26 protein-coding genes are annotated in these 19,704 nt (G+C 61.3%); 18 read left to right on the forward strand and 8 right to left on the reverse strand.

The features are described from left to right. Window positions 1-4: 4 nt before the first annotated feature. From IFT71_RS16665 to IFT71_RS16700, 8 genes are all read right to left on the reverse strand, one after another. Complete coding sequence (locus IFT71_RS16665) at window positions 5-835, reverse strand: aldo/keto reductase (protein WP_192142281.1); 831 nt, start codon at window positions 833-835, stop codon at window positions 5-7. A 262-nt stretch (window positions 836-1,097) separates the two neighbouring features. Beyond that, window positions 1,098-1,307, reverse strand: a complete 210-nt coding sequence (locus IFT71_RS16670; RefSeq protein WP_192142283.1) for a helix-turn-helix transcriptional regulator — start codon at window positions 1,305-1,307, stop codon at window positions 1,098-1,100. A 116-nt stretch (window positions 1,308-1,423) separates the two neighbouring features. Further along, the gene (locus IFT71_RS16675; protein WP_197976211.1) at window positions 1,424-1,666 is read right to left on the reverse strand and encodes a GapR family DNA-binding domain-containing protein; all 243 of its coding nucleotides are present in this window, start codon (window positions 1,664-1,666) and stop codon (window positions 1,424-1,426) included. A gap of 26 nt (window positions 1,667-1,692) precedes the next feature. Further along, complete coding sequence (locus tag IFT71_RS16680; RefSeq protein ID WP_192142287.1) at window positions 1,693-1,947, reverse strand: hypothetical protein; 255 nt, start codon at window positions 1,945-1,947, stop codon at window positions 1,693-1,695. After that, window positions 1,944-2,126: a hypothetical protein gene (locus tag IFT71_RS16685; protein WP_192142289.1), complete on the reverse strand. Its 183-nt coding sequence runs from the start codon at window positions 2,124-2,126 to the stop codon at window positions 1,944-1,946. Before IFT71_RS16685 ends, IFT71_RS16680 begins: the two co-directional genes overlap by 4 nt. Beyond that, a complete protein-coding gene (locus IFT71_RS16690) occupies window positions 2,123-2,548 on the reverse strand; it encodes an XRE family transcriptional regulator (protein WP_192142291.1) in 426 nt (141 codons plus the stop codon). The genes IFT71_RS16685 and IFT71_RS16690 overlap by 4 nt, the downstream gene beginning before the upstream one ends. 274 nt (window positions 2,549-2,822) lie before the next feature. Next, the gene (locus tag IFT71_RS16695; RefSeq protein WP_192142293.1) at window positions 2,823-3,308 is read right to left on the reverse strand and encodes a hypothetical protein; all 486 of its coding nucleotides are present in this window, start codon (window positions 3,306-3,308) and stop codon (window positions 2,823-2,825) included. A gap of 280 nt (window positions 3,309-3,588) precedes the next feature. Next, window positions 3,589-3,843: a YdaS family helix-turn-helix protein gene (locus IFT71_RS16700; protein WP_192142295.1), complete on the reverse strand. Its 255-nt coding sequence runs from the start codon at window positions 3,841-3,843 to the stop codon at window positions 3,589-3,591. Window positions 3,844-3,926: 83 nt separating this feature from the next. Between IFT71_RS16700 and IFT71_RS16705 the strand changes: the two genes are divergently transcribed. The 18 genes from IFT71_RS16705 to IFT71_RS16790 all read left to right on the forward strand — a co-directional run bounded on the left by IFT71_RS16705 (window position 3,927) and on the right by IFT71_RS16790 (window position 19,702). After that, the gene (locus tag IFT71_RS16705) at window positions 3,927-4,409 is read left to right on the forward strand and encodes a helix-turn-helix domain-containing protein (protein WP_274602342.1); all 483 of its coding nucleotides are present in this window, start codon (window positions 3,927-3,929) and stop codon (window positions 4,407-4,409) included. 189 nt (window positions 4,410-4,598) lie between these two features. Then, a complete protein-coding gene (locus tag IFT71_RS16710) occupies window positions 4,599-5,609 on the forward strand; it encodes a hypothetical protein (protein WP_192142299.1) in 1,011 nt (336 codons plus the stop codon). 200 nt (window positions 5,610-5,809) lie between these two features. Beyond that, window positions 5,810-6,181 carry a hypothetical protein gene (locus tag IFT71_RS16715; RefSeq protein WP_192142301.1) on the forward strand — a complete coding sequence of 124 codons (372 nt, stop codon included), beginning with the start codon at window positions 5,810-5,812 and terminating at the stop codon, window positions 6,179-6,181. A gap of 369 nt (window positions 6,182-6,550) precedes the next feature. Beyond that, entirely contained in the window at window positions 6,551-7,720 is a 1,170-nt protein-coding gene (locus tag IFT71_RS16720) for a hypothetical protein (RefSeq protein WP_192142303.1), read from the forward strand. Window positions 7,721-8,202: 482 nt separating this feature from the next. Further along, the gene (locus IFT71_RS16725) at window positions 8,203-9,270 is read left to right on the forward strand and encodes a DUF4062 domain-containing protein (protein ID WP_192142305.1); all 1,068 of its coding nucleotides are present in this window, start codon (window positions 8,203-8,205) and stop codon (window positions 9,268-9,270) included. 286 nt (window positions 9,271-9,556) lie between these two features. Beyond that, the gene (locus IFT71_RS16730) at window positions 9,557-10,366 is read left to right on the forward strand and encodes a DUF7946 domain-containing protein (RefSeq protein WP_192142307.1); all 810 of its coding nucleotides are present in this window, start codon (window positions 9,557-9,559) and stop codon (window positions 10,364-10,366) included. A gap of 174 nt (window positions 10,367-10,540) precedes the next feature. Beyond that, window positions 10,541-11,284, forward strand: coding sequence for a hypothetical protein (locus tag IFT71_RS16735; protein ID WP_192142309.1), 744 nt, complete (start codon window positions 10,541-10,543; stop codon window positions 11,282-11,284). 100 nt (window positions 11,285-11,384) lie between these two features. Next, window positions 11,385-11,762 carry a LexA family protein gene (locus tag IFT71_RS16740; RefSeq protein WP_192142311.1) on the forward strand — a complete coding sequence of 126 codons (378 nt, stop codon included), beginning with the start codon at window positions 11,385-11,387 and terminating at the stop codon, window positions 11,760-11,762. Between the two features lie 12 nt (window positions 11,763-11,774). Further along, window positions 11,775-12,419 (forward strand): hypothetical protein, encoded by a 645-nt coding sequence (locus IFT71_RS16745; RefSeq protein WP_192142313.1) that lies wholly within the window; start codon window positions 11,775-11,777, stop codon window positions 12,417-12,419. A gap of 128 nt (window positions 12,420-12,547) precedes the next feature. Further along, on the forward strand, window positions 12,548-12,772 hold the full coding sequence (locus IFT71_RS16750) for a hypothetical protein (RefSeq protein ID WP_192142315.1): 225 nt from the start codon (window positions 12,548-12,550) through the stop codon (window positions 12,770-12,772). 4 nt (window positions 12,773-12,776) lie between these two features. After that, complete coding sequence (locus IFT71_RS16755; RefSeq protein WP_192142317.1) at window positions 12,777-12,962, forward strand: hypothetical protein; 186 nt, start codon at window positions 12,777-12,779, stop codon at window positions 12,960-12,962. Beyond that, a complete protein-coding gene (locus IFT71_RS16760) occupies window positions 12,959-13,501 on the forward strand; it encodes a host-nuclease inhibitor Gam family protein (protein WP_192142319.1) in 543 nt (180 codons plus the stop codon). The genes IFT71_RS16755 and IFT71_RS16760 overlap by 4 nt, the downstream gene beginning before the upstream one ends. 4 nt (window positions 13,502-13,505) lie before the next feature. Then, window positions 13,506-13,862, forward strand: coding sequence for an HNH endonuclease (locus IFT71_RS16765; protein WP_192142321.1), 357 nt, complete (start codon window positions 13,506-13,508; stop codon window positions 13,860-13,862). Window positions 13,863-13,955: 93 nt separating this feature from the next. Then, window positions 13,956-14,486: a P27 family phage terminase small subunit gene (locus IFT71_RS16770; protein ID WP_192142323.1), complete on the forward strand. Its 531-nt coding sequence runs from the start codon at window positions 13,956-13,958 to the stop codon at window positions 14,484-14,486. Window positions 14,487-14,748: 262 nt separating this feature from the next. Further along, window positions 14,749-16,317 carry a terminase TerL endonuclease subunit gene (locus tag IFT71_RS16775; protein WP_244655006.1) on the forward strand — a complete coding sequence of 523 codons (1,569 nt, stop codon included), beginning with the start codon at window positions 14,749-14,751 and terminating at the stop codon, window positions 16,315-16,317. Beyond that, window positions 16,314-17,657, forward strand: coding sequence for a phage portal protein (locus tag IFT71_RS16780; protein ID WP_192142327.1), 1,344 nt, complete (start codon window positions 16,314-16,316; stop codon window positions 17,655-17,657). The genes IFT71_RS16775 and IFT71_RS16780 overlap by 4 nt, the downstream gene beginning before the upstream one ends. Further along, on the forward strand, window positions 17,647-18,360 hold the full coding sequence (locus IFT71_RS16785) for a head maturation protease, ClpP-related (protein ID WP_192142329.1): 714 nt from the start codon (window positions 17,647-17,649) through the stop codon (window positions 18,358-18,360). The genes IFT71_RS16780 and IFT71_RS16785 overlap by 11 nt, the downstream gene beginning before the upstream one ends. Window positions 18,361-18,448: 88 nt before the next feature. Further along, window positions 18,449-19,702, forward strand: coding sequence for a phage major capsid protein (locus tag IFT71_RS16790; protein WP_192142331.1), 1,254 nt, complete (start codon window positions 18,449-18,451; stop codon window positions 19,700-19,702). Window positions 19,703-19,704 lie beyond the last annotated feature (2 nt).

Below are 19,704 nucleotides of genomic sequence, written 5' to 3' on the forward strand. Positions count from 1 at the left end.
GCGCTCAGAGCATCTCGAGCGGTTGTGGTGACCGCGGGCGGGGAAAGGCCGTGTCGAGCGCGGCAAGATCCTCGGCCGACAGCACGAGATCGGCGGCCGCCCGGTTTTCGCGGACATGCGCGATGTTCGCGGCCTTCGGAATCGCGATCGTCGCGGGACGTTGCAGCACCCAGGCGAGCGCGACCTGCGCGGGCGTCCCACCGATGTCGCGCGCGATCCGCGCCAGTTCCGGATCAGCGAGGAGCCGGCCCTGTTCGACCGGACTATAGGCCATGACGGTAATGTCGTGACGGTCGAGCCAGGGGAGCAGGTCATGCTCGGGACCACGCCGGGTCAGGTTGTAGAGGATCTGGTCGGTCGCGCAGCCCTGTCCGCCCGCCGCAGCGAGCTCGGCCATGTCCTGCGTATCGAGATTGCTGACGCCCCAGTGCCGGATCTTGCCCGCCGCCTTGAGGTGTTCCATCGCCTCGACCGTCTCGGCCAGCGGTACCGACCCGCGCCAGTGCAGCAGATACAGGTCGAGCCGGTCGGTCCTCAGCCGCCCAAGGCTCGCCTCGCAGGCGGCGGTGAGGCGATCGCGCGAGGCGTTCTGGGGATAGGCCTTGCTGACGAGGAACAGCGTGTCGCGGACATCGTGGAGCGCATCACCGATCAGCGTCTCGGCGGCGCCGTCGCCGTACATCTCCGCCGTGTCGATCAGCGTCATCCCGCACTCGACGCCTGCGCGCAACGCTGCGGTTTCGGCCTCGCGACGATCGGCGCGCTCGCCCATCATCCAGCTTCCCTGGCCCAGGGCTGGCACCGTCTCGCCGCCCGGGAGAATCACCGATTTCATCGTCTGCCCCAATCGCTCTGGTCGTCAGGGGTCAACGCCGGTCGGACGCGCGGGATGCGTGCCGTGAGGGTTGTATTGCAAATAGTGTATCGGGGGATCTTGCCGCGGTCTGGCGCGGGGCGTCTCGCCAGAAGCGAGATCTCGCGGCTTGAAAATGGCTCCCTGAGTACGTCGTAAACTGCATAGCTAAACCCATTGAAAAGGCTATGATCTTTGGGGGCGTAGGGGGATTGATGCCCCCGCCAATGCCCCCAATCGCATGTTAGATTTTGTCGGACTGGGCCTGGCGATCGGCCTTCCAAGCTTCGATCGCACCCTCACGCCAAGCTACAGCCCGACTCGAGATTTTAACCGGCTTCGGGAACTGGCCTTCCCGGATCAGCTGATAAATCGACGTCTTGCCGAGGCCGGTTTCGGCCTTCACGTCGGGCAGCCGTAAGTATCTACCAGTGGCTACGTTGCTGGCTGACATCAGTGGTCACCTTATTAACGCTACAGGGCCGTCGGCAGCACACCCACCGCTGCCGACGGCTGTGCCGCAGAAGATCGTGCAGCCATCGCTTGGCAGGGCGACGTGCTGACGAGTCATCAGATCATCCCCAGTGCTTGGAGATAGACCTCGAGGATCGCTTCCTCTTCTTGGTACTCTTCCTTCCTTTTTTTCCGGATCGTCAGGATCTTACGGATTGCCTTGGGGTCGTATCCACGGCCCTTGGCCTCTGCCATCACGTCCTTGATGTCGTCGGAAATACCCTTCTTTTCTTCCTCGAGGCGCTCTGCGCGCTCGATCAGGAGGCGCAGTTCGTCGGCTGCTACCGCTCCACCGCCCATGCTGTGCTGGCGTTCGTCGGCCATTGTCACAGTCCGATCGTCGCAAGGAGTGCGGCCGCGGCGCCGGCCGGGTCGATTGCGAACATGACCGCGGATCCGACGACAGCACCGAGGGTAGCGAGCTTGCCCATGTCGGCGGCCGTCAGGCGATCAGGATCGCTGGGCCCGTAAGGGGCGCACGCTGCGCAGTCGCAGTCGTGTTCGTGGATTTCGACGGTACGCACGTGCGGTTCGCGCAAGCGATAGGTGCGTTTGATCTTCGGCTGAGCCTGGGACATCATGGCCTGTTCTCCGGACGGGTTTGGATGGCGACGCGGAGTGCTTCGAGGCACCACGTCAACAAGATGATGACGATCGCGAGGACGACGATCGCGGGGCGGATCGATCCGAACAGGACTAGGGCGAGTGCCAGGCCGCTGAAGATGACGGCGATCGCGTGGACGGTGCGAAGGCCGCTCATGCCGCGACATCGCGTGCCGACGGGGAGATTGCGGCGATCGCCGGGCGATCGGCCGGGGGCATCCTAAGCGTGTAACAAGCGCTGCAGAGATCGTGCTCAATCCAAAAACACGTGCCCTGATGACCGAGGCATGCATCGGCTTCGGTGCAGGCGCAGATCCTACAAAGGCGCGGAGGCTCGACCGGCGAGTGCATGGCGATCGCCGCGAGCTGCGCTAGGATGTCGAGGTCGAAGGTGAACGCGCGACGAAGCGCGACAATCGTGTTGAACGACATGGGTACAATGTCCGCTTCAATCTGCTCGAGCCATTCGGCGCGGACGTGCTCTGCCAGACGAGGCTCCGTCGCGAGCACGGCGGCGACGTCGTGGACGCCGAGGCCGTGCGCGGCGCGACGGTGCTTCAGATATGCACCGGGCGTCATATGTCGTTCCGACGATCGAGAGGGGTGGATGCCGCGACATTGATCCGGTCGATCGCGTCCAGGAGCAGACGCATGCCAATTGGCAGGTCCGCGTCGTTAGAGTTGGTGAGCGCCTGCAGCGCATCGGCTTGCTGCCGCAGGGCACTAGATATGTTCGTCAGGGCTAGGCGTCGGTCGGGCATGGCAAATCGTCCAGACAGCAGTTTACCGCCCCGCTGATCACGGTGATCAGCGGGCGGGCGGGGTAGGCGGCGATGTCAGTGGTTCCGCGGCGTCAGCCGTCCGGCGGGGTGGGCCCGTCGCGTGCTCGGCGGATCCGCGCCTGCAAATGCGATATGACAGTTGCGGAGGCGTTGTCGGCTTGCTCAACCTCGCGGAGGGCGGTCTGTAGGTCTTTGAGCGAGGCGCCCGGGAGCTGCGCCGTAATCAGCGCGCAGGAAGCCTCGCCCGCCTCCTTGACGAAATCCAACGTCAGTCGTCCGGTGGCATGCTCCTCGGCAAACTTCGCCTCGGCTGCCGCCTCGACAATGCGAGCATAGGTATCGAGCAACGGATAACCTTCACGGCCACCAGCGCGATACTCGAGGTCCAGCGCGATCGCATCCTCGATCGTCAGCCGCTCCCGCTTGTCGGGATCTGACAGCGCCCGGAGATAGCTTTCGGCACGACCGGTGACTTCTGCCGCGCGCTCGATCGTCAGCGTTCCGAGCACGCGGTAAAGCGTGTTTTCGATAGTCACAGCCTCACGGACCTTCGTCATGCGACGTCCGCCCGAATAACTGGTGCCGATTGTAGCATACGACCGGCGCCGGATACTTCATGCGCTTGGGGTGGCAAACGGGGAACGCAAATCACACCGTATCGGACAATGCGGCTTCGGCTCCGACCGGTCTGCCAGCGGTCGAAAGGGGAGGCTGTTGACGCGCACAAGGCAGCATTTGAAGGAAGTACGTCGGCGGTGTGGAGGGGAGAGGCCCACCGCCGACGCTCGTCGCCCGTATGGCGACCGAGAGAAACTGATAGGTACCGAGCACCGACGATCATCGCGTGGGCTCCAAGTCCGTGTCGATCGGGGCATTTTCAGGCGGGTAGATGTCTGGCCGAAGCCGCTCTTTAGAGACGCCAGTAGATGCCTCGACTGCGAGCACGCTTTCGGCCCACAGTGGCTTGCCGTCGCGGAGCCGAGTGAACACCGAAGCCTGGCTCTTGCCTACGAGGCGAGCGAACGCCGACTGCGAACCAACCCGGCGGACGGCTTCAGCAAGCGACGATTCGAGATTGGCTTCGATACCCATGCCTACGTCTATTGTGAAAACAATAGATTGGTCAAGTGTGAATCACGGGTAGCTTGCTATTGGTTTACCGATAGACCTTCGGGATGGCTGTAGGCGACCGACTTAGGCAACGATTGGACGAAATGGGCATGAGCCAGTCCGCGCTTGCCCGTGCTGTATCCCTTAACCAGAGCACGATCGCGGCGCTTATAGCCGGCCGTGCACGTTCGTCGGCTCATCTTCATAAGATCGCGCGAGCGCTTGGCACGACGCCTGCTTTCCTTGAAGGCGAAACGGACGATCCGTCAGAAAACGCGCCGCCACCGCTGGCGGCGCCGCGCTATCAGGCACTGACGCTACAGGTCCTGCTGCCTAGTGAAGCCGCGCTCGCACGGATGTTCGAGGGCATATTACGGGCGATGCCGGAGGGCGCGCCGCTGGATGCGCAAGCGCTGCTGCTCGCGAAGCGGCTTCCCATTGGTCTGTCGCAGCTACGAGATCTGCTGCCCGATCAGGTGCCCGCGGAACGGCGGCCCGCACGGCCTCCCGAAGCTCACGCCACGCCTGATCACGAATCGCCACAATGACCGCGCACATGACTTCGCACGGGCTGCACCCCTCGATGCAGCCCGGCGTCGCGCGATAGATCGGTTCGTTCATGGATAATTAGGCTCCCCTGCCAGTGAAGGCAGGGCGGGTAGTGGCGAGGGGGCCACTAAACCGTGGTCGCGAGCGGGCAGGGCATCGTCAGATTGGATCATAAAGGGGCGGAATTCGTGAACAAAAAGGCGACGATCCAATATCGACAGCTGAAGACGGAGAACCTCTGGGAGGATTTCAATCTGAAGGCGATGGTGGTCGATGTCCTTCGGCGACGTGGCTGGGCCAACAGCGCCAAACAGCGCATCCTCGACCTCGATCACGATGGTAGCATCGTTATACTGAACAAGGTGTCCCTACCGACTTCGTGGGACGGCCCCGTTTTCGCAGGGCAGATCATCCATTTGCAGCAAGGGCACGAGGTTCATGCCGTCACGCAGTCGCTCGAAGAAGATACAGCCGAGTTTGTCCTTCAGAGTTTGGATGTCGGCGCGCGTACCCGCGTCCTGAAAGGGGCGTTGTATTTTGCTATCGTGGGAAACCATGTCGGCTTGATAGAAGGGCAGCAGGTGCGCGGTCTCACCCTGGAAAACTACCTGACCGCGCTGCTGGTGAAAGCAGAAGAGCTGCAGCCGGGGCAGGTTGTTGTCCTCAACGGCAAATTTCTGACGGGCACGGGTAAGGAGCTTTCGGAATCGTCGGAACTGACCGTCACCGCGGCGTCAAACAAAGGCGACGGTGCTCGTAAGCCAATTCCTCAAGCGCGCGGACCGCAAGTTACGGAGCGGGAAGCTGCTGCGGAACGGCAGCACGAACAGGCTACGGTTTTTGAGATTCTTCGAATGCTTGGTTGGGATGAGGAGGCGATAGATAGCTTGGGGTCCGAGGTGCCGACCGGTGGATGGATCGAAGGTATATTTCGCATCGTCATTAAAGAACGTAACCGGAAGAAGCCGATATCACGCGCGACGATCAATGAGGCATTGCGCAATATCGATCCAAAGGATCTCGGGTTGCGAGGCGACGGGAGCGAAAAGGGCGGGATCGTGAAACTTTCCGTTCAACGGGAGATCGCCACGGTCGGTACCACCTCGCTAATCGATCCGGAATCCGCTATCGAACAGATCGTGCTGGCCCTTCGTGACTGGGCAACAGCAGGGAAGATCGATTGTCGATTCGACGCTTAGATTATGCCGGCGGCTTCGCTGGGCTTCTCGTGGGCGCCGCTATCACACCGGCGGCACTACATGGAGATCCGTCACGTCTCCTCGGGACGTTCTTAGGCTTGATATCCGCCAGCATCCTACCCTCCATCTCTTTGATCTTGGCGTCGATGACCACTGGCGGACGCTCCGTTCACGCGATTGACCGTCTACGAGATGAGTTGATGGCTGCCACCGATGCGCTGCTGCAGCTTTTAGGTATTGTCGGGGTGGTTTTCGCAGCCGTTTTCACATTGAGTATCGCTCCGCCGAACCTTGCGTTTCGCGTCCCGTTCCTTGCCACCGAAATCCTGCCGAGGTTCGGGCAAGCGGTGGTACTGGCCGGAGCCGCAGTTATCGTTTTGAGGGCTAGCTTGGTGCCGGCCATCTTACGTCGGTGCCTGCATATTCGTCACGAGATTGCAGCCGACGAAGCGAAGAAGAAGACCGTAGAGAATATCGCAAAGGTGGGTGAGGCCCAGCAATTCTTTCCCCGGAATCCAGACTTTGGCCGTATCGTGCCCCTGGCTGACGTCCAGGATCGCGATCGGCATTAGGAGCAAGGGGTATCGTCGGGGTATTTCCGCAAAATCGCTGACTAGGATCGGCTGATTGCCGCGGGTTTCTTTGGGCCGGGGCGGAGGGGGCCTCCGGGCGGCGATGCCCCATATTGATGGATTTCTGCCTGGCCGCTTTTGGATAGGCGAAAGCGCTAGCTGCCGTTCATCAACGTAGCCTGGGTGGCGACTAAGGACCAGAATGCGTCGTTCGCGGTCGGGCTTTGCCAGCAACTCGTGGCCTGCAACGTCTTAGATCTCTATATGTCCTTTGAGTTGACTCGCGACAAGCGCGGTGCAGGCAGCTCGCGGCGATGGCCTAGTGCGCTGGGTGGGTGTGATAGCCAGTCCAAGAGATAAGGACACGATATGCATAGAAGGCTTCCTGAGGTTCGCGAGGTTCACATTCCAACGTTGAAAACCGACCCGACGTTCGTGTTCGATAACAAGTTAGTGAGCACCTACGCTGCACTGAATCGCGGAGAGGTCAAAGTCGGGGTCACTCGGATGGCCACGACCGAAATTCATGCCGGCTTCTTCAGGCGGGAGGCCGATGGATCGATAACCCACGTCCAAAACCTCAAGAAATCTCGCACCTCGGGACTGACAGAAGCGATCCGCAACGGCTTGAGGCCAAGCCTCGACCTTCAATGGAGTCCACACGCGCCCGGCGGAGGCGGATACGTCTGTGCAGACGATGAGTATTCGCTGGCTGCCTACCGGGACCTAAACATTGCCGTAGTACCTTGCCGAGTCTTACGTCCGAAACCTATTCTTGGTTCTGAGGCGGCCCTATGGATCGAACCGAAGGGCAAGCTGCCAAAGCTTGTTCGCACCATACCGCCCGAATTGGTCGCTGTAGCTACCTATTTTGGCGGGCGAGAGGTAGGCCCCGCGATCGCCATACCGCACCTAAGAGAACGCTGCGAAGCGACAATGGCACGGATCGAAGTTTTCCATAAGGATGAGGGCTATGACGTACATTATCACCAAATGCTACATGCCGTCGTGCGCCGGCATGCGCGAGCATTAGATACTATTCAGGTTTTGATAGGACAAGGCAGGCGGGAACACGGGCTCGCGATATGCAGATTGGCCTATGAGGCTTTTCTCAATTTTTATCTTGATTGGCTTGCACCCCAACTTATAGGCCCGCGGCTTCAGCTCATCGCCGCGCTAAGACAGAAAGAGTCTGCCACCAACCGCGGGAAGGATCCTGCGTGGGACATGCTGACAAACTTTACTAGTCTTTTAGAAAAGACGAGCGAAAAGGCGCGCTTATCTCCGCTCGGCGACTGGTTCCACGATGCAATATATCATTCGCTATCACTCGTTGTTCATCAGTCCTACAGCGAACTGGAGCTGGAGGCTGGTAACTTTGCTCACGATGTAGAGCAGTCGCAGGAGAATTTCAGCGATCGCCGTTTAGTGCAATGCTTAGATATGTTGACGGCGGCTCTCTTGACGCGCGTCAGCAACGAAGTTGGCGGACCCGAAAAAGTTCGCGGTTTTGACGAAGTGAGCGACGAAAAGCCATGATCCTGATCCGCTGTACGAGACCGGTATCTTCGATGAGATTCGCAAAACCGGCAGCCTTCAAACGGCCTAATCACCGTCGCTCTACGGTGTGGCTCGGGCAGGCGCCGGATGTCGGCTTTCGGCACGATCTGCCGTCCGATACGTCGCGAGGAACGGCCGAAATGTCCCGATTTCGGGCGGCGCGAACATATGAGCGAATGACCGCTTCTGGTGCCGCAGGGGAGACGATTGAAAGGCGAGTTTTAGGCGAAAGCGGACGTTAGTGAACAGATGGTCCATTATAGACCGGGCTGGACATGTCGCCCTGCCTGACTGGGGTATCGCTGGGTAAATCGTGCCATAGGTTGCTTACAACCGCGGTAATCTGCGGCGTTCGTTTGGCGGCAGCGGAGGGGTCCTCCGCCACCGCATCAGAAAAGCAGTGAGACGAGATAGTGGTTATACCCACTACCGAAAAGCATTGCATTATTGGAGTAGGGTGATTGTCAAAGCGCAAACTGCAGGTTTTCGTATCTAGTACTTTTACAGACCTAGTATTAGAGCGTCAGGCAGCGGTTAGTGCAATTCTAAAGGCGGGCCACATTCCCGCTGGCATGGAATTGTTTACTGCCGGCGATCGTTCACAGATGGAAATAATTGAGCGGTGGATCGACGAGTCTGATGTTTACATGCTTGTTTTGGGCGGACGATACGGATCTGTGGAACCAAAGTCAGGTATGGGTTACACGGAGTTAGAGTACGACTACGCGGCCTCACAAGGTAAAGCGCTCTTCGCAGTAGTTATCACCGAGGACGCGCTGGAGGAAAAGGTTAAGGCGGGTGGAACTGACTTTATGGAAAAAGTTAATCCATCAAACCTAGAAAACTTCCGTAAGAAAGTACTATCCAATATTTCGTCATTTTTCAGAGACGAAAAAGACATAAAGCTAGCCGTATACGAAAGCTTGTCTGACTACTCTAACAATCGAGATCTGAAGGGTTGGATCTCAGCTGATGCCGTAGCAAACGCTGATCTTCTTCAGCAGGAAGTCAACTCCTTGCGTGAGAAGAACGCTGCCCTGACATCTCGTATTGCCATTTTGGAAGCAGAGTCCGTCAAAATCGCGCTTGTCGGAAAAGACACTTCCAGCAAAGCATCTGAAGAATTAGACGAAATCGAAGCCTTATTGAAAAATACTGAGGTTGAACTACCAGAATCGCTCAATGAAAACGGAAGGAGAAAAAGTTCTAATCTGTTGAATATATTTTATTCAACGAAAGACTTTTTCCTTAACGGGATAACTAATCACGTCGGTATGGATGATGGCTCTCAATTTCTTTTCTTTAATGTCGCGCCGAAGCTTAAATTGCATGGGCTAATAGATAACGAGAAGGTGGTCGGCAAGACATATAGAAGGGCTGTCGTTTCGGAAAAAGGTATAGCGCTATTGGCCGTTCTCGAAAGGCGTAAACTTGCTGCCGCGACTAAGGCAAAGTCAAGCGAAGAGCCAAAGCCGAAGACGAAGGCACGGTCAAAGCCAACGCCAACGCCAACGCCAACGCAAAGCTGAAGGAAAGCCCTTCAGCGCCCGTGGTTGCCCCGCTCATCCGAATGACGGCCTGATGCCAGAGCAACGTCAAACCGCCGAAATGACAAGCATGGGTGTTTGGCTACGGGGTATCGCAAGGTCCCTAACGGTATTTGAGGCGAAAGCTTCGCGTCTGAGCGGAGTGTAGGAAGCTGCGCCTGAGCGAGTCTCGTTACAATCTCGTTCAAACTGAACTCGTCGTATTGACGCCGCTTACGTTTAGACGATGCTGCGGCCTTTCATGTTTTGATCGAAAGGCTGTGGCAAAATGCGTCTTCCACTGCGCGCTCGTTATAACGGCGGTATTGCTGCCGACGGCAAATTGCCGCTTTATGATGGTACTACCTCAATTCAGGGAGTGGCGCAGGCTGTCCAGATAGCAACGCACGCGCTTTTGACTAAGACAATTGTTACTCGAGCCACTGCAGCACGAAGCGCAGATTTTTATTTAATGCCATCACGATCTGGTAGTTATTTAATCGAGCTAGCTGCATACATCGAGGCAAATCCTGCAGTCGCCGGAATAACTGCGCCGATCTTTTACGACTGGATAAAGACGATATTCACGAAGGCTACACGGCGCGCACCTGCAGAACCTGAGACACCCAAAGTGATCCGATGGATGGAGCGGGACGAGCCGTTTCTAGACGAGCTGGCGGAGACATTAGAGGGAAGCCTTCAACGTGTTCACCGCCCAATTGGAACAGAGGTAACGACCATCACGTTTGAGCGGCCTCGATCAGAGCTATTGACGCTCAATGCTCATACCAAAGCTTGGGTAAATACGCGGGATGTGGCTTCCGACAGTACGCCATTCACGGGAAACGTCACGAGGTTCAATTCTATCACCCGGAACGGTCGCATTTTCATCGATCAGCTAAGCCGCGTTATCCCATTTAAGCCAGATGGGGATTTCGCGATGGGTGGCCTTCAGTACCTAACTTGGTCGCTACATGGGAGCACAAACGACTTACCGAAATCGCTAAGCCTTCATGCTCGGGAAGTGAAATCGGCCACCGAAGAAACTAAGCGCCTCCTCTTAGTTGATTGCACCCGTTTAGATCCGGCGGCTGCCTGAGCAACGCCGGGGGTGCCATGAGCGGTTAGTGCCGGGGTATCGCTGGGGTATAAAGCGAAACCGTAAGGGAAGAAACGGCGTGTTGCCGCGGGTTTGGAAAGACTGCGGCGGAGGGTATCTCCGCCGCGATCGCAGTCGATAAGCGTCAAGCATCGAATTATCGGAAGGGCCAGGATGAAGACGATTTGCCTGTGCATGCAGTGTCAGGTTGAACAGGGCATGCCAAATCTCTCGAGTGTTGAGCTCGTCGAGATACCGGAAAACGGCGTGTTATGGACTACGTGCAGTCTTGGTCACCATACAGCTACGGTGCTTCAAAATGAACGCTTCGAGATCTTATCGGAAATGGCACTTTCGGCCATCGTACATGAGCACTATCGCGACGCGGTCGCGTCATTTGCGAGCGCCCTAGAACGCCTATGGGAATATGGGGTCGGAGCAATCTGTCGCCGTCAGGGCATTCCCGCGGACGTCTTTGAGGCAATGTGGAAGCCACTGAAAAATTCGTCGGAACGTCAAGTCGGAGCTTATTTGGTAGCCTACGCAGTTCAGACAAATTCGGTAGCTCCAATGCTACCGAACGCGGCAATTAGCTTCCGAAATAACGTTATCCACAAAGGGTACCTGCCCAATCGCGAAGAGACGATCAAGTTTTGCCAGTCCGTGGCGGATTGTGCGCACCCCTTGCTGCTGTTGCTAGGTAGCGATGAATTCCAAGAAACGGTACGCGACTTGACAACCGAGCTAATTCAGGCGCGCAGGGATGCCATTCAATCTGCCAGCGCCCCCATTGGTACCACGAATCTAGGGCTGTTGTTCAAACCCACAAAAGAATCGTCGCCGGTTTCGATTGACGCTGCGATTGCAAGTCACTTCGATCCATCGCAACTGTACAATGCGATGCAATCATCAACTTGAGATCCTCGACCGACTAAATCACTGTCAAAGGCACCCTATGGCAGTTCCGCATGATTCCCCGTATGTTCCGTCACGGGGGACTATGGAAAGATAGAACAGGATGGGAGTGATCACTCGCCCACCGGAAGTAGTGCCGCGCCGCGATCAGGCACTTGCCTTTATCATTGAACGAATTGCCCGTACCGGGACCAGCCCGACCTTCGAAGAGATCGGCATCCGGCTTGACGTCAGCAGCACTAGGGCAAAGGAGCTGGTCGCTCAGCTGATCGAGCGCGGCTTGGTCGAGAAGACGCCCGGCGCGCAGCGGAGCTTGCGCGTGCGCGACGTATCTGGATCTCGGGCACTGCTCGATGAGACGATGCGCCGGCTGGGCTGGGCGGTTGCTCAACCGATGGGCGCGCTTTGCCAGCCGCCCCCCTTCCCGGAAGGGCAGCTACCGGTGATCCCACCTTTCGAGCATCTACCGGACGTCGACTAGCCGGGACGTCCCATGATCATCACCACCGAATACGAGCGGCAACGCTTCGAGCACCTTGTCCTGCAACGATCGCGGCCGCTCCCGGAGATCGGCCCGAAGCCACAGGGCATGTCTAAAGCCGAGTGGCGAGTGATGAAGGCAGACCTGCGCGCGCGGGGCGCCGAGTTGCTGCCCGGCATCGAGGAGCGGGTGCAGCTGCAGGAGATCCACGGCGGCAAGAAGGGCACGGTCGAAACGCTCGCCCAGCTCGAGGAACGCCAGCGGCGGCCGGGTTCGATCGCCCGGCTGTACGCATCGGGCGCGATCGACGTCGAGCAGCTCGCCGCAGCCGACAAGATCGCGACGACATACCGGGCGGTGACCGCCGACGCGCCGCTGCGCACGGCGAGCTGGGAGACGCGTACAGACACCGGCGGCGGCGGGAACAATGCGGATCTACCGCTGCTCGGTGGCGTGCTCGGATCGTATGCGCTCGAATGGTGGCTGCGCTCGATCCGCCAGCCCGAGGCGATGCTGTCGATCGTGGCGCGCGACGTCGGCGTGACGATCGCTGCCCACCGCCACGGCCTCGGCGTTCCCAAGGCGCGGCGCCTGGTCGGGGAGGCGCTGTCGATATGGTGGAACCGGTTCGGCCGCGGCGACGTCGTCAGCAGCTGAACCCCTGCCGTTTCGGGAACGTCCCGTAAAAGCGGGGCGCAAAACGATCACGCAGACGGCAAAAACGACCCCGCCACAGTCGCGTCCAGCCCGCCCCATGCGGGTTCTTGCGTTTCTGGAGCTCTCCTATGCCCGAGCCCAAGTTCGCCCTCCTCGACGAGCTCCGACGCGTAAGCGCAGAGATCGACGGGTTGATTGCCGACATGAGCAACGGAAGGCCGTCCCAGACCAGGCACGACGGCCACATCGACCAGGTGGAGCAGCTCGCGAAGCGCATGCGAGACGCGGCACGTGGCCCTGGTCGATCAGTTAACCCGCCGCTCGCCCGCCAGGGCAACGGCTACGTGTGGTGAGCCAATGATCAACGTCGCCCATGCCCGCACCGCTATCGCGTCGGTGCCGGGCGAAGTTGTGGCTATGTCCAAGTCGCAATACGCGCAGTTGCTGACCGAGATCGAGACCGGTCAGAACGCGCGCCGCGCGCTCACCAATCTTCGGACCATCGTGGCGGTCGCCGCCAGCACCTCGGGAGCGCCAGCATGAGCCGTGTAAAGGCCGCAGCCATGCGGGCACCAGCCTCGATAGAGCAGGCTACCGATCTTCTGGCCCATCTGGCCAAGGTCGCTGCGACGATCGCCGCGCACGACGCGCATCGCGTCTCGTCGAAGCAGGAGATCGATGCCGCGGCCGACGCCTGCATCGTGCCCCTGGCGGCCGAGCGCGACGACCTCTTCAAGCGGCTGCAGCCCTGGTACGAAGCCAACGTCGAGCTCCTCACGGCCGGCCGGCGCAAGTCGATCGAGCTTGGCGGCTGCACCATCGGTCACCGCACCACGCCACCCAAGCTCGTCTTCGAGCATGGCAAGGATGCCGACGGCGTCGAAGCCTTGCTGCACTTCGGTCGCGCCGAGGGCACGCTGAAGGTGCCGGCACCGACGCTCGTCAAAGCATCGATCCTCGCCGAGCTGGCGACGGGTCCGGCGGATCCGGACGTGATCCCGCTCGAACTGCTCGGCTTCGCGCCGAAGCAGAGCGAGGAGTTCTTCATCGAGCCGATCGACGCCGGCACCGGCCCAGCTTGATCGGATGGCCGAACGCCTCCGCGGCCGCGCCGGCCAGGCGCAACGGCTCCGGCGGCTGAAGCGGACGAACGGCCTGTGTGAGCACTGCCATAAGGCAGGGCGTACACGGGCCGCGACGGTCGTCGATCACATCAAGCCGCTGGCGCATGGCGGCAGCGATCTCGACAGCAACACGCGCAACCTCTGTGACAAACACCACCGCGAGGTGACGGCCGAACAGTTCGGCCATCAGGTGGCGCGCGGCAAACGCGGCGTCGATGCGAACGGCAAACCGCTCGATCGCGACCATCCATGGTCCGGCCGGGCGACCGCCGATCACGCGGCGCCGCGGCGGCCGACCCCCCGGGGGGGGCGAAACTAGCCGACGCCCCCTACCGGACACCGCGTAGGGGGACCGTGTGCACTGCGAGGTGTTCCAGAGTAAAAAGTTCGGGCTCGGCCGGGGCGGGGTGACATGACGAAACCAGCCGCCAAACCAGCGACGAAGCCGGCACGCGCGCCGCGCGCGCCGCGCAAATCGCGTGCGAAGCCGGTCGCGGCTCCGGTCGTGTCGGCGCCGATCGCGCCGGTCGACAACGGGATCGTCGCTACGCCGGATTGGTCGCTGTTGCTGACCGACCCGAGCGAGCAGCGTGTCGCCGGCGAGCACTGGCATCGGATCGCCGGCGAGATGCGCGATCGCGAGATCCTGTCGCCGTCCAACGGGCACGCGCTGCAGCGCCTGGTCCTCGCGTACTTGGTCTATGACCGCTGTTCGAACGCCGTCGCGCTCAGCGGCATCGTCGACGCGCCCAAGGCCGACAATCCCAAGGCGATCGCCCGGCTGTCAATCCATTACAAGGCGATGCGCGAGGCGGAGAATACCGCCGAGCGGCTCGAGGCGCGGCTCGGGATCTCCCCGGGGCAGCGCGGCAAGGTCGCCAAGGTCGCCAAGAAACGCGAGCGGACGGCCGGCGCCGACCGATTCCTTGGGCCGGCGGGTTAGCGCCGGGCCGGTCGACCCGACGACCGCCTGGGCGCAGGCGGCGGTCCGCGGCGATTTCGTCGTCGGCGATCTGGTCCGGTATGCGGCCGAACGGCACCTTCGCGATCTGCGGGATGCTGCCAGGCGCGGCTACTTCTGGCGGCCCGAGCTTGCTCAGACCGCGCTCGACTTCTTCCCGTCGATCTTCACGATCACCGACGGTCCCGCAGCAGGACAGCCGTTCAACCTGATCCCGTACCAGACGTTTTGCGTCGGCTCGCTCATGGGCTGGGTCAACGCTGACGGCCGGTGGCGATTCCGCGTCGGTTATATCGAGACCGGCAAGGGACAGGCCAAGTCGCCGATGATGGCCGGTCTCGGCCTCTACGCGATGGGCTGGTGCAAGTTTCCTCGTGCGCAGATCTACTCGATCGCCGCGAACAAGCAGACCGCGAACGTCCTGTTCAAGGATGCCGTCGCCATGTGCCGGGCCCAGGTGCCGGGCTATGACGACGGCGATACGCTGGAGGGCCTCGGACACGTCGTCCTGCGGGGAGAAGGCGACAACACCCACAAGATCGAGCACGCCAGCTCGCAATCGTTCTTCCTACCGCTGGCTGGCGGCGCGCAGCAGTCCGGACCGCGACCGCGCATGGTGCTGGCCGACGAGATCCACGAGTTTAGCGTCGACACGCAGATCGAGATCTGGCGCCGTGCGATCACTAAGATCTCGGGCAGCGCCATGATGGTGATGGGCAGCAACACGCCGGCAACGGCGCAGCTGGTCGGCACGTCCTATTCCAACACCGCCCAGGCGATCGCCAAGGGCGACGTGAAGGACGATACGCAATTCGCTTTCGTGGCGCGCACAGACAAGCGCGATCACGATACCGTGTTCGAGAATGAGGATTGCTGGCGCAAGTCGCTGCCGGCGCTGGGCATCACTTACCCGGTCGCGAACATCCGCGAGGAAGTCGCGACTGCGCAGACCCGGCTATCGACGGCTGCCTCGGTCAAGCGCCTCTACTTTGGCATTCCCGCCGGCGCGGCCGACTTCTGGATCCGCGAGGACAAGTGGGCGGCTGTTCTTCAGGTCATCGATGACGAAACGGTTGAGCTGCTGCGGGGATGCCCGTGCTGGCTCAGCCTCGATCTCAGCCAGAAGAACGATCTCACCGCGCTCACATGCACCTGGCGCGATGGCGACGACGTCCTTTGGCAGAAGACCTGGTACTGGACGACCAAGGACGGGCTCACCGATCGCGCGGTTGCCGACCAGGCGCCGTACGAAGATTGGGTCGAGGCGGGCTACCTGACCGCGGTCGATGGCCCAACGATCGACAAGACGTTCCCGGCCGCGCGCGTTGCCGACATTTGCGCGCAGCACAATGTCCAGGAGCTCGTGTTCGATCCTGCGCAGTTCGCGGACTTCCTGGAGGCCTGCAAGCTGAACGGCTTCCCGGTCTGGCAGTTCGAGGGGCCGGACAAACCGGCCGGGGTTGGGCTGAAGCTGGTTAAGCACGCGCAGGGCACGCGCGTCGTGTTCGAGGATCGTCAGCTCTGCATGCCGCGCTCGATCGAGCGCTTCGAGGATCGGATCCTGAAAGGGACGATCGTGATCGATCAGTCGCCCGTAACCTACGCCTGCGCGAGCAACGCGGCGCTGGATACGGACGGACTGAAGAACCGGGCCTTCAACAAGAAGCGCTCAAGAGGCCGCATCGATGGGATCGTGACCTGCGCCATGGGCGCGGGCGCGGCCGACGGCGCCGAGCTCGAGGGGAAAACCTATGCCGGCACATTCTTTGTCGACCTGGACGATGACAACGTCGACGACGGTGATGACGCATGAGCATTGAGGGCTACAAGCTGTCGGCTCGCGCGGCCGCAGCGATGGCGGGCAACGCCGGCGTACAGAATGCGGTCGAGGCGATCCCCATCACCGGCGGCGAGGGCACCTCGTTCGACTGGTATGGCGGTGGCCAGCAAGCGGCCGGCATCATGGTCACGCCGGAAACCGCCATGCGCTCGACGGCGGTCTGGCGCTGCACGACGCTGATCAGCGGTGCGATGATGTCGGCGCCGCTCGCGGTCTACGAACACCTCTCGAACGGCATGCGCCGTCCCGTTGCGGACCACGAGTTCAATCGCTTCCTGCAGGTCGAACCTAACGAGGACATGTCGGGTCCGGAGTTCATCGAGCTGCAGGCTGGCGCGATGCTGCTGCGCGGGAACGGCTACGGCCTGATGCGCCAGGCGCGCAACGGCAAGATCACGTCGGTCGACTATTACCACCCGGCGCGGGTGATGCCGTTCCGGACGACCGACAAAGCGACGTGGTACCGCTTCACCAATATCGACGGCGGCACCGAGGACCATCACAGCTCGTACGTGATCCACTTCCGCGGCTTCGGCCGCGACGCCGGCGGGATCCGTGCGCTGTCGGCGATCTCCCATCATGCCCAGGCGATCGGCATCAACCTCGCGACCCGGGACTATACGGCCGGTCAGTTCGAACGCGGGTTGATGACGAACGACTATTTCCAGTTTCCGAAGGACCAGGCGGTCTCGCCGGAACAGCGTGCGGCGTTCAAGGCCTATCTGCGCAAGCGCGCGCAGGGGGTGAGTAACGCGCACAATCCGCTGATCATGGAGAATGGCGCGGAGTGGAAGCAGGTCAGCGTGTCGGCGAAGGATGCGCAGCTGCTCGAGCTGATGCAATATTCCGTCGTCGACGTCGCCCGCATCTTCGGCACCCCGCCGCACATGATCGGTGAGACGTCGGCGGCGACCAGCTGGGGCACGGGCATCGAGCAGATGACGATCGGCTTCAAGCTGTACACGGTCATGCCGCATATGCGCCGTTTCGCGAAGGAGCTGACGCGCAAGCTGTTCCCGGTCATCGGCGCGCGTACCTCGAACCTGTTTGTCGATTTCGATCCGGACGCGCTCGAGGTCGGCGACAGCAAGGCGCAGGGCGAGATGTTCACCCGCGCGCTCGGCGGCAATCAGTTGCCCGGTTACATGAGCCAGAACGAAGTTCGCCGGAAGAAGAACCTGTCGCCGCTCAAGTCGGCCAATGCTGACACGGTCTATTATCCGCAGCCGCCCGTCGCCGGCGCACCGCCAGCGCCGAAGGATCCGGCGCAAACCCCAACCGACCCCGAGGAGGGTTCCGACGATGCATCGTAAGCTATTCGATCTTGCGCGCGCGAATGCGGGCAAGGGCACGCCCATCCGTTCCGAGGTCGAGGGCGATACCGCCAGCCTCTACGTCTATGACGTGATCGATAGCTATTGGGGCATCTCGGCGAACGACTTCGCCCGCGCACTTGGCGCGATCACCGCGCCCAATATCTCGCTGCGGATCAACAGCCCCGGCGGCGACGTGTTTGAGGCGCGGGCGATGATGGCGGCGATCGCCGAGCACCCCTCGACCATCACCGCCAAGATCGACGGTCTTGCCGCCTCGGCCGCGACCGCGTTGACGCTGGCGTGCGACGCCGTCGAGATCGTCGAGGGCGGCTTCTACATGATCCACCAGGCGTGGACGCTGGCGCTCGGCAATGCCGACGACATGCGCACCACCGCGACGCTGCTCGACAAGATCGATGGCGTCCTGGTCGAAGGCTACGCCAAGAAGTCCGGCAAGTCGGCCGACGAGATCGTCGCCTGGATGAAGGCGGAGACCTGGTTCACCGCGCAGGAAGCGGTCGACGCCGGTTTCGCCAATTCGGTCACGCCGATCGGCACGGCCAAGGCGCAAGCCAGCACCTTCAACGTCGCTGCCTATGCGAACGCGCCGAAGGCCCTCACCGAACAAACGCCCCTGATCGACGACGCCGCGCGGATCCGCTCGCTGGCGCGTCTCGGGCTGTACGAACGAACGGCGTAACGCCGCTTCACCCCTGGCGCCGGTCCCATCCCGGCACCCCCGATGGCCCCGCCTTATCCGCGGGGCTTTTTCTTTGGAGAATACCCTCATGCTGAACATCAAGGCGCTTCGGGACCAGCGCGCCGCTAAGGCGAAGGAAGCCCGCAACCTGCTCGACACCAACACGGGCGAGAAATACACCAAGGAGATCGAGGCGCAGGTCGACGGGATCTACGAAGAGATCGACCGTATCGACAGCCAGATCACGCGGGCCGAGCGCCAGGCGCAGATCGATGGCGATCGCGCAGTCGACGAGGCCGGTACCGAGGCCAATGACCGCGTCCTCAACAACCTGGCGCCCGAGCAGCGCGAACAGGCCACGCGCTACAGCGCAGCCTTCCGCAACTTCCTGATCCACGGCGAGCGCGGCCTCACGACTGAGGATGCGACCGTGCTCCGCACCGGCCGTCCCCAGAACGCCCAGTCGGTCGGTACCGGCAACACCGGCGGCTTCCTCGTGCCGGCCGGCTTCGGCGGCGAGCTGCTCGAGGCACTGCGCGCATTCGGCGGGATCCGCGACGTCGCCACGATCATCCAGACCGCCAGCGGCGCCAACCTGCCCTGGCCGACGGTCGACGAGACCGGTCAGGTCGGTGAGATCGTCGCCGAGAACCAGCCGGCGAGCTCGCAGGACGTCCAGTTCGGCACGACCGGCATTGGCGCCTACAAGTGGTCGTCGAAGGTCTTCACGTTGCCCTTCGAGCTGCTGCAGGATCAGGGTCCGGGCATCGACATCGAGGCGTTCGTGCGCCGCGCAGCTGCTGCCCGCATCGCCCGTGCGCAGAACGCCAAGTACACCAACGGCAGCGGCGTCAACGAGCCGACTGGCATGCTGACGTCGGCCGCGGCCGGCAAGGTCGGCGCGACCGGCACGGCCACGAGCCCGACGTACGACGACATGATCGACCTCGAGCATTCGGTCGATCCGGCGTACCGGACGATGCCGGGCGTGGGCTACATGTTCCACGACTTCATGCTGCGCAATCTGAAGAAGATGAAGGATCTGTCGGGCTATCCGCTTTGGCTGCCCGGCCTGTCGGCGAAGGATCCGGACACGTTCCTGCGCTACAAGTACACGATCAACCAGGACATGCCGGCACCGGCGGCAAACGCCAAGTCGATCCTGTTCGGCGACCTGTCGCAGTTCCTGGTCCGTGACGTGATGGAGGTGACCCTCTTCCGCTTCGACGACAGCTACTACACCACCCGCGGTCAGGTCGGCTTCCTCGCCTGGGCCCGCGGCGACGGCAAGCTCGTCTCGGCTGGCCAGCCGGTGAAGTACTTCCAGCACTCGGCCTCGTAAGC

The organism is Sphingomonas sp. CFBP 13733, from assembly GCF_014841795.1.
Taxonomy (GTDB): domain Bacteria; phylum Pseudomonadota; class Alphaproteobacteria; order Sphingomonadales; family Sphingomonadaceae; genus Sphingomonas; species Sphingomonas aerolata.

Bases quoted from the DNA above. Each gene is read 5' to 3' on its own strand.
- IFT71_RS16665 (WP_192142281.1), bottom strand. From the start codon at position 835: ATGAAATCGGTGATTCTCCCGGGCGGCGAGACGGTGCCAGCCCTGGGC.
- IFT71_RS16670 (WP_192142283.1), bottom strand. From the start codon at position 1,307: ATGTCAGCCAGCAACGTAGCCACTGGTAGATACTTACGGCTGCCCGAC.
- IFT71_RS16675 (WP_197976211.1), bottom strand. From the start codon at position 1,666: ATGGGCGGTGGAGCGGTAGCAGCCGACGAACTGCGCCTCCTGATCGAG.
- IFT71_RS16680 (WP_192142287.1), bottom strand. From the start codon at position 1,947: ATGATGTCCCAGGCTCAGCCGAAGATCAAACGCACCTATCGCTTGCGC.
- IFT71_RS16685 (WP_192142289.1), bottom strand. From the start codon at position 2,126: ATGAGCGGCCTTCGCACCGTCCACGCGATCGCCGTCATCTTCAGCGGC.
- IFT71_RS16690 (WP_192142291.1), bottom strand. From the start codon at position 2,548: ATGACGCCCGGTGCATATCTGAAGCACCGTCGCGCCGCGCACGGCCTC.
- IFT71_RS16695 (WP_192142293.1), bottom strand. From the start codon at position 3,308: ATGACGAAGGTCCGTGAGGCTGTGACTATCGAAAACACGCTTTACCGC.
- IFT71_RS16700 (WP_192142295.1), bottom strand. From the start codon at position 3,843: ATGGGTATCGAAGCCAATCTCGAATCGTCGCTTGCTGAAGCCGTCCGC.
- IFT71_RS16705 (WP_274602342.1), top strand. From the start codon at position 3,927: ATGGCTGTAGGCGACCGACTTAGGCAACGATTGGACGAAATGGGCATG.
- IFT71_RS16715 (WP_192142301.1), top strand. From the start codon at position 5,810: ATGGCTGCCACCGATGCGCTGCTGCAGCTTTTAGGTATTGTCGGGGTG.
- IFT71_RS16720 (WP_192142303.1), top strand. From the start codon at position 6,551: ATGCATAGAAGGCTTCCTGAGGTTCGCGAGGTTCACATTCCAACGTTG.
- IFT71_RS16730 (WP_192142307.1), top strand. From the start codon at position 9,557: ATGCGTCTTCCACTGCGCGCTCGTTATAACGGCGGTATTGCTGCCGAC.
- IFT71_RS16735 (WP_192142309.1), top strand. From the start codon at position 10,541: ATGAAGACGATTTGCCTGTGCATGCAGTGTCAGGTTGAACAGGGCATG.
- IFT71_RS16740 (WP_192142311.1), top strand. From the start codon at position 11,385: ATGGGAGTGATCACTCGCCCACCGGAAGTAGTGCCGCGCCGCGATCAG.
- IFT71_RS16745 (WP_192142313.1), top strand. From the start codon at position 11,775: ATGATCATCACCACCGAATACGAGCGGCAACGCTTCGAGCACCTTGTC.
- IFT71_RS16750 (WP_192142315.1), top strand. From the start codon at position 12,548: ATGCCCGAGCCCAAGTTCGCCCTCCTCGACGAGCTCCGACGCGTAAGC.
- IFT71_RS16755 (WP_192142317.1), top strand. From the start codon at position 12,777: ATGATCAACGTCGCCCATGCCCGCACCGCTATCGCGTCGGTGCCGGGC.
- IFT71_RS16760 (WP_192142319.1), top strand. From the start codon at position 12,959: ATGAGCCGTGTAAAGGCCGCAGCCATGCGGGCACCAGCCTCGATAGAG.
- IFT71_RS16765 (WP_192142321.1), top strand. From the start codon at position 13,506: ATGGCCGAACGCCTCCGCGGCCGCGCCGGCCAGGCGCAACGGCTCCGG.
- IFT71_RS16770 (WP_192142323.1), top strand. From the start codon at position 13,956: ATGACGAAACCAGCCGCCAAACCAGCGACGAAGCCGGCACGCGCGCCG.
- IFT71_RS16775 (WP_244655006.1), top strand. From the start codon at position 14,749: ATGGGCTGGGTCAACGCTGACGGCCGGTGGCGATTCCGCGTCGGTTAT.
- IFT71_RS16780 (WP_192142327.1), top strand. From the start codon at position 16,314: ATGAGCATTGAGGGCTACAAGCTGTCGGCTCGCGCGGCCGCAGCGATG.
- IFT71_RS16785 (WP_192142329.1), top strand. From the start codon at position 17,647: ATGCATCGTAAGCTATTCGATCTTGCGCGCGCGAATGCGGGCAAGGGC.
- IFT71_RS16790 (WP_192142331.1), top strand. From the start codon at position 18,449: ATGCTGAACATCAAGGCGCTTCGGGACCAGCGCGCCGCTAAGGCGAAG.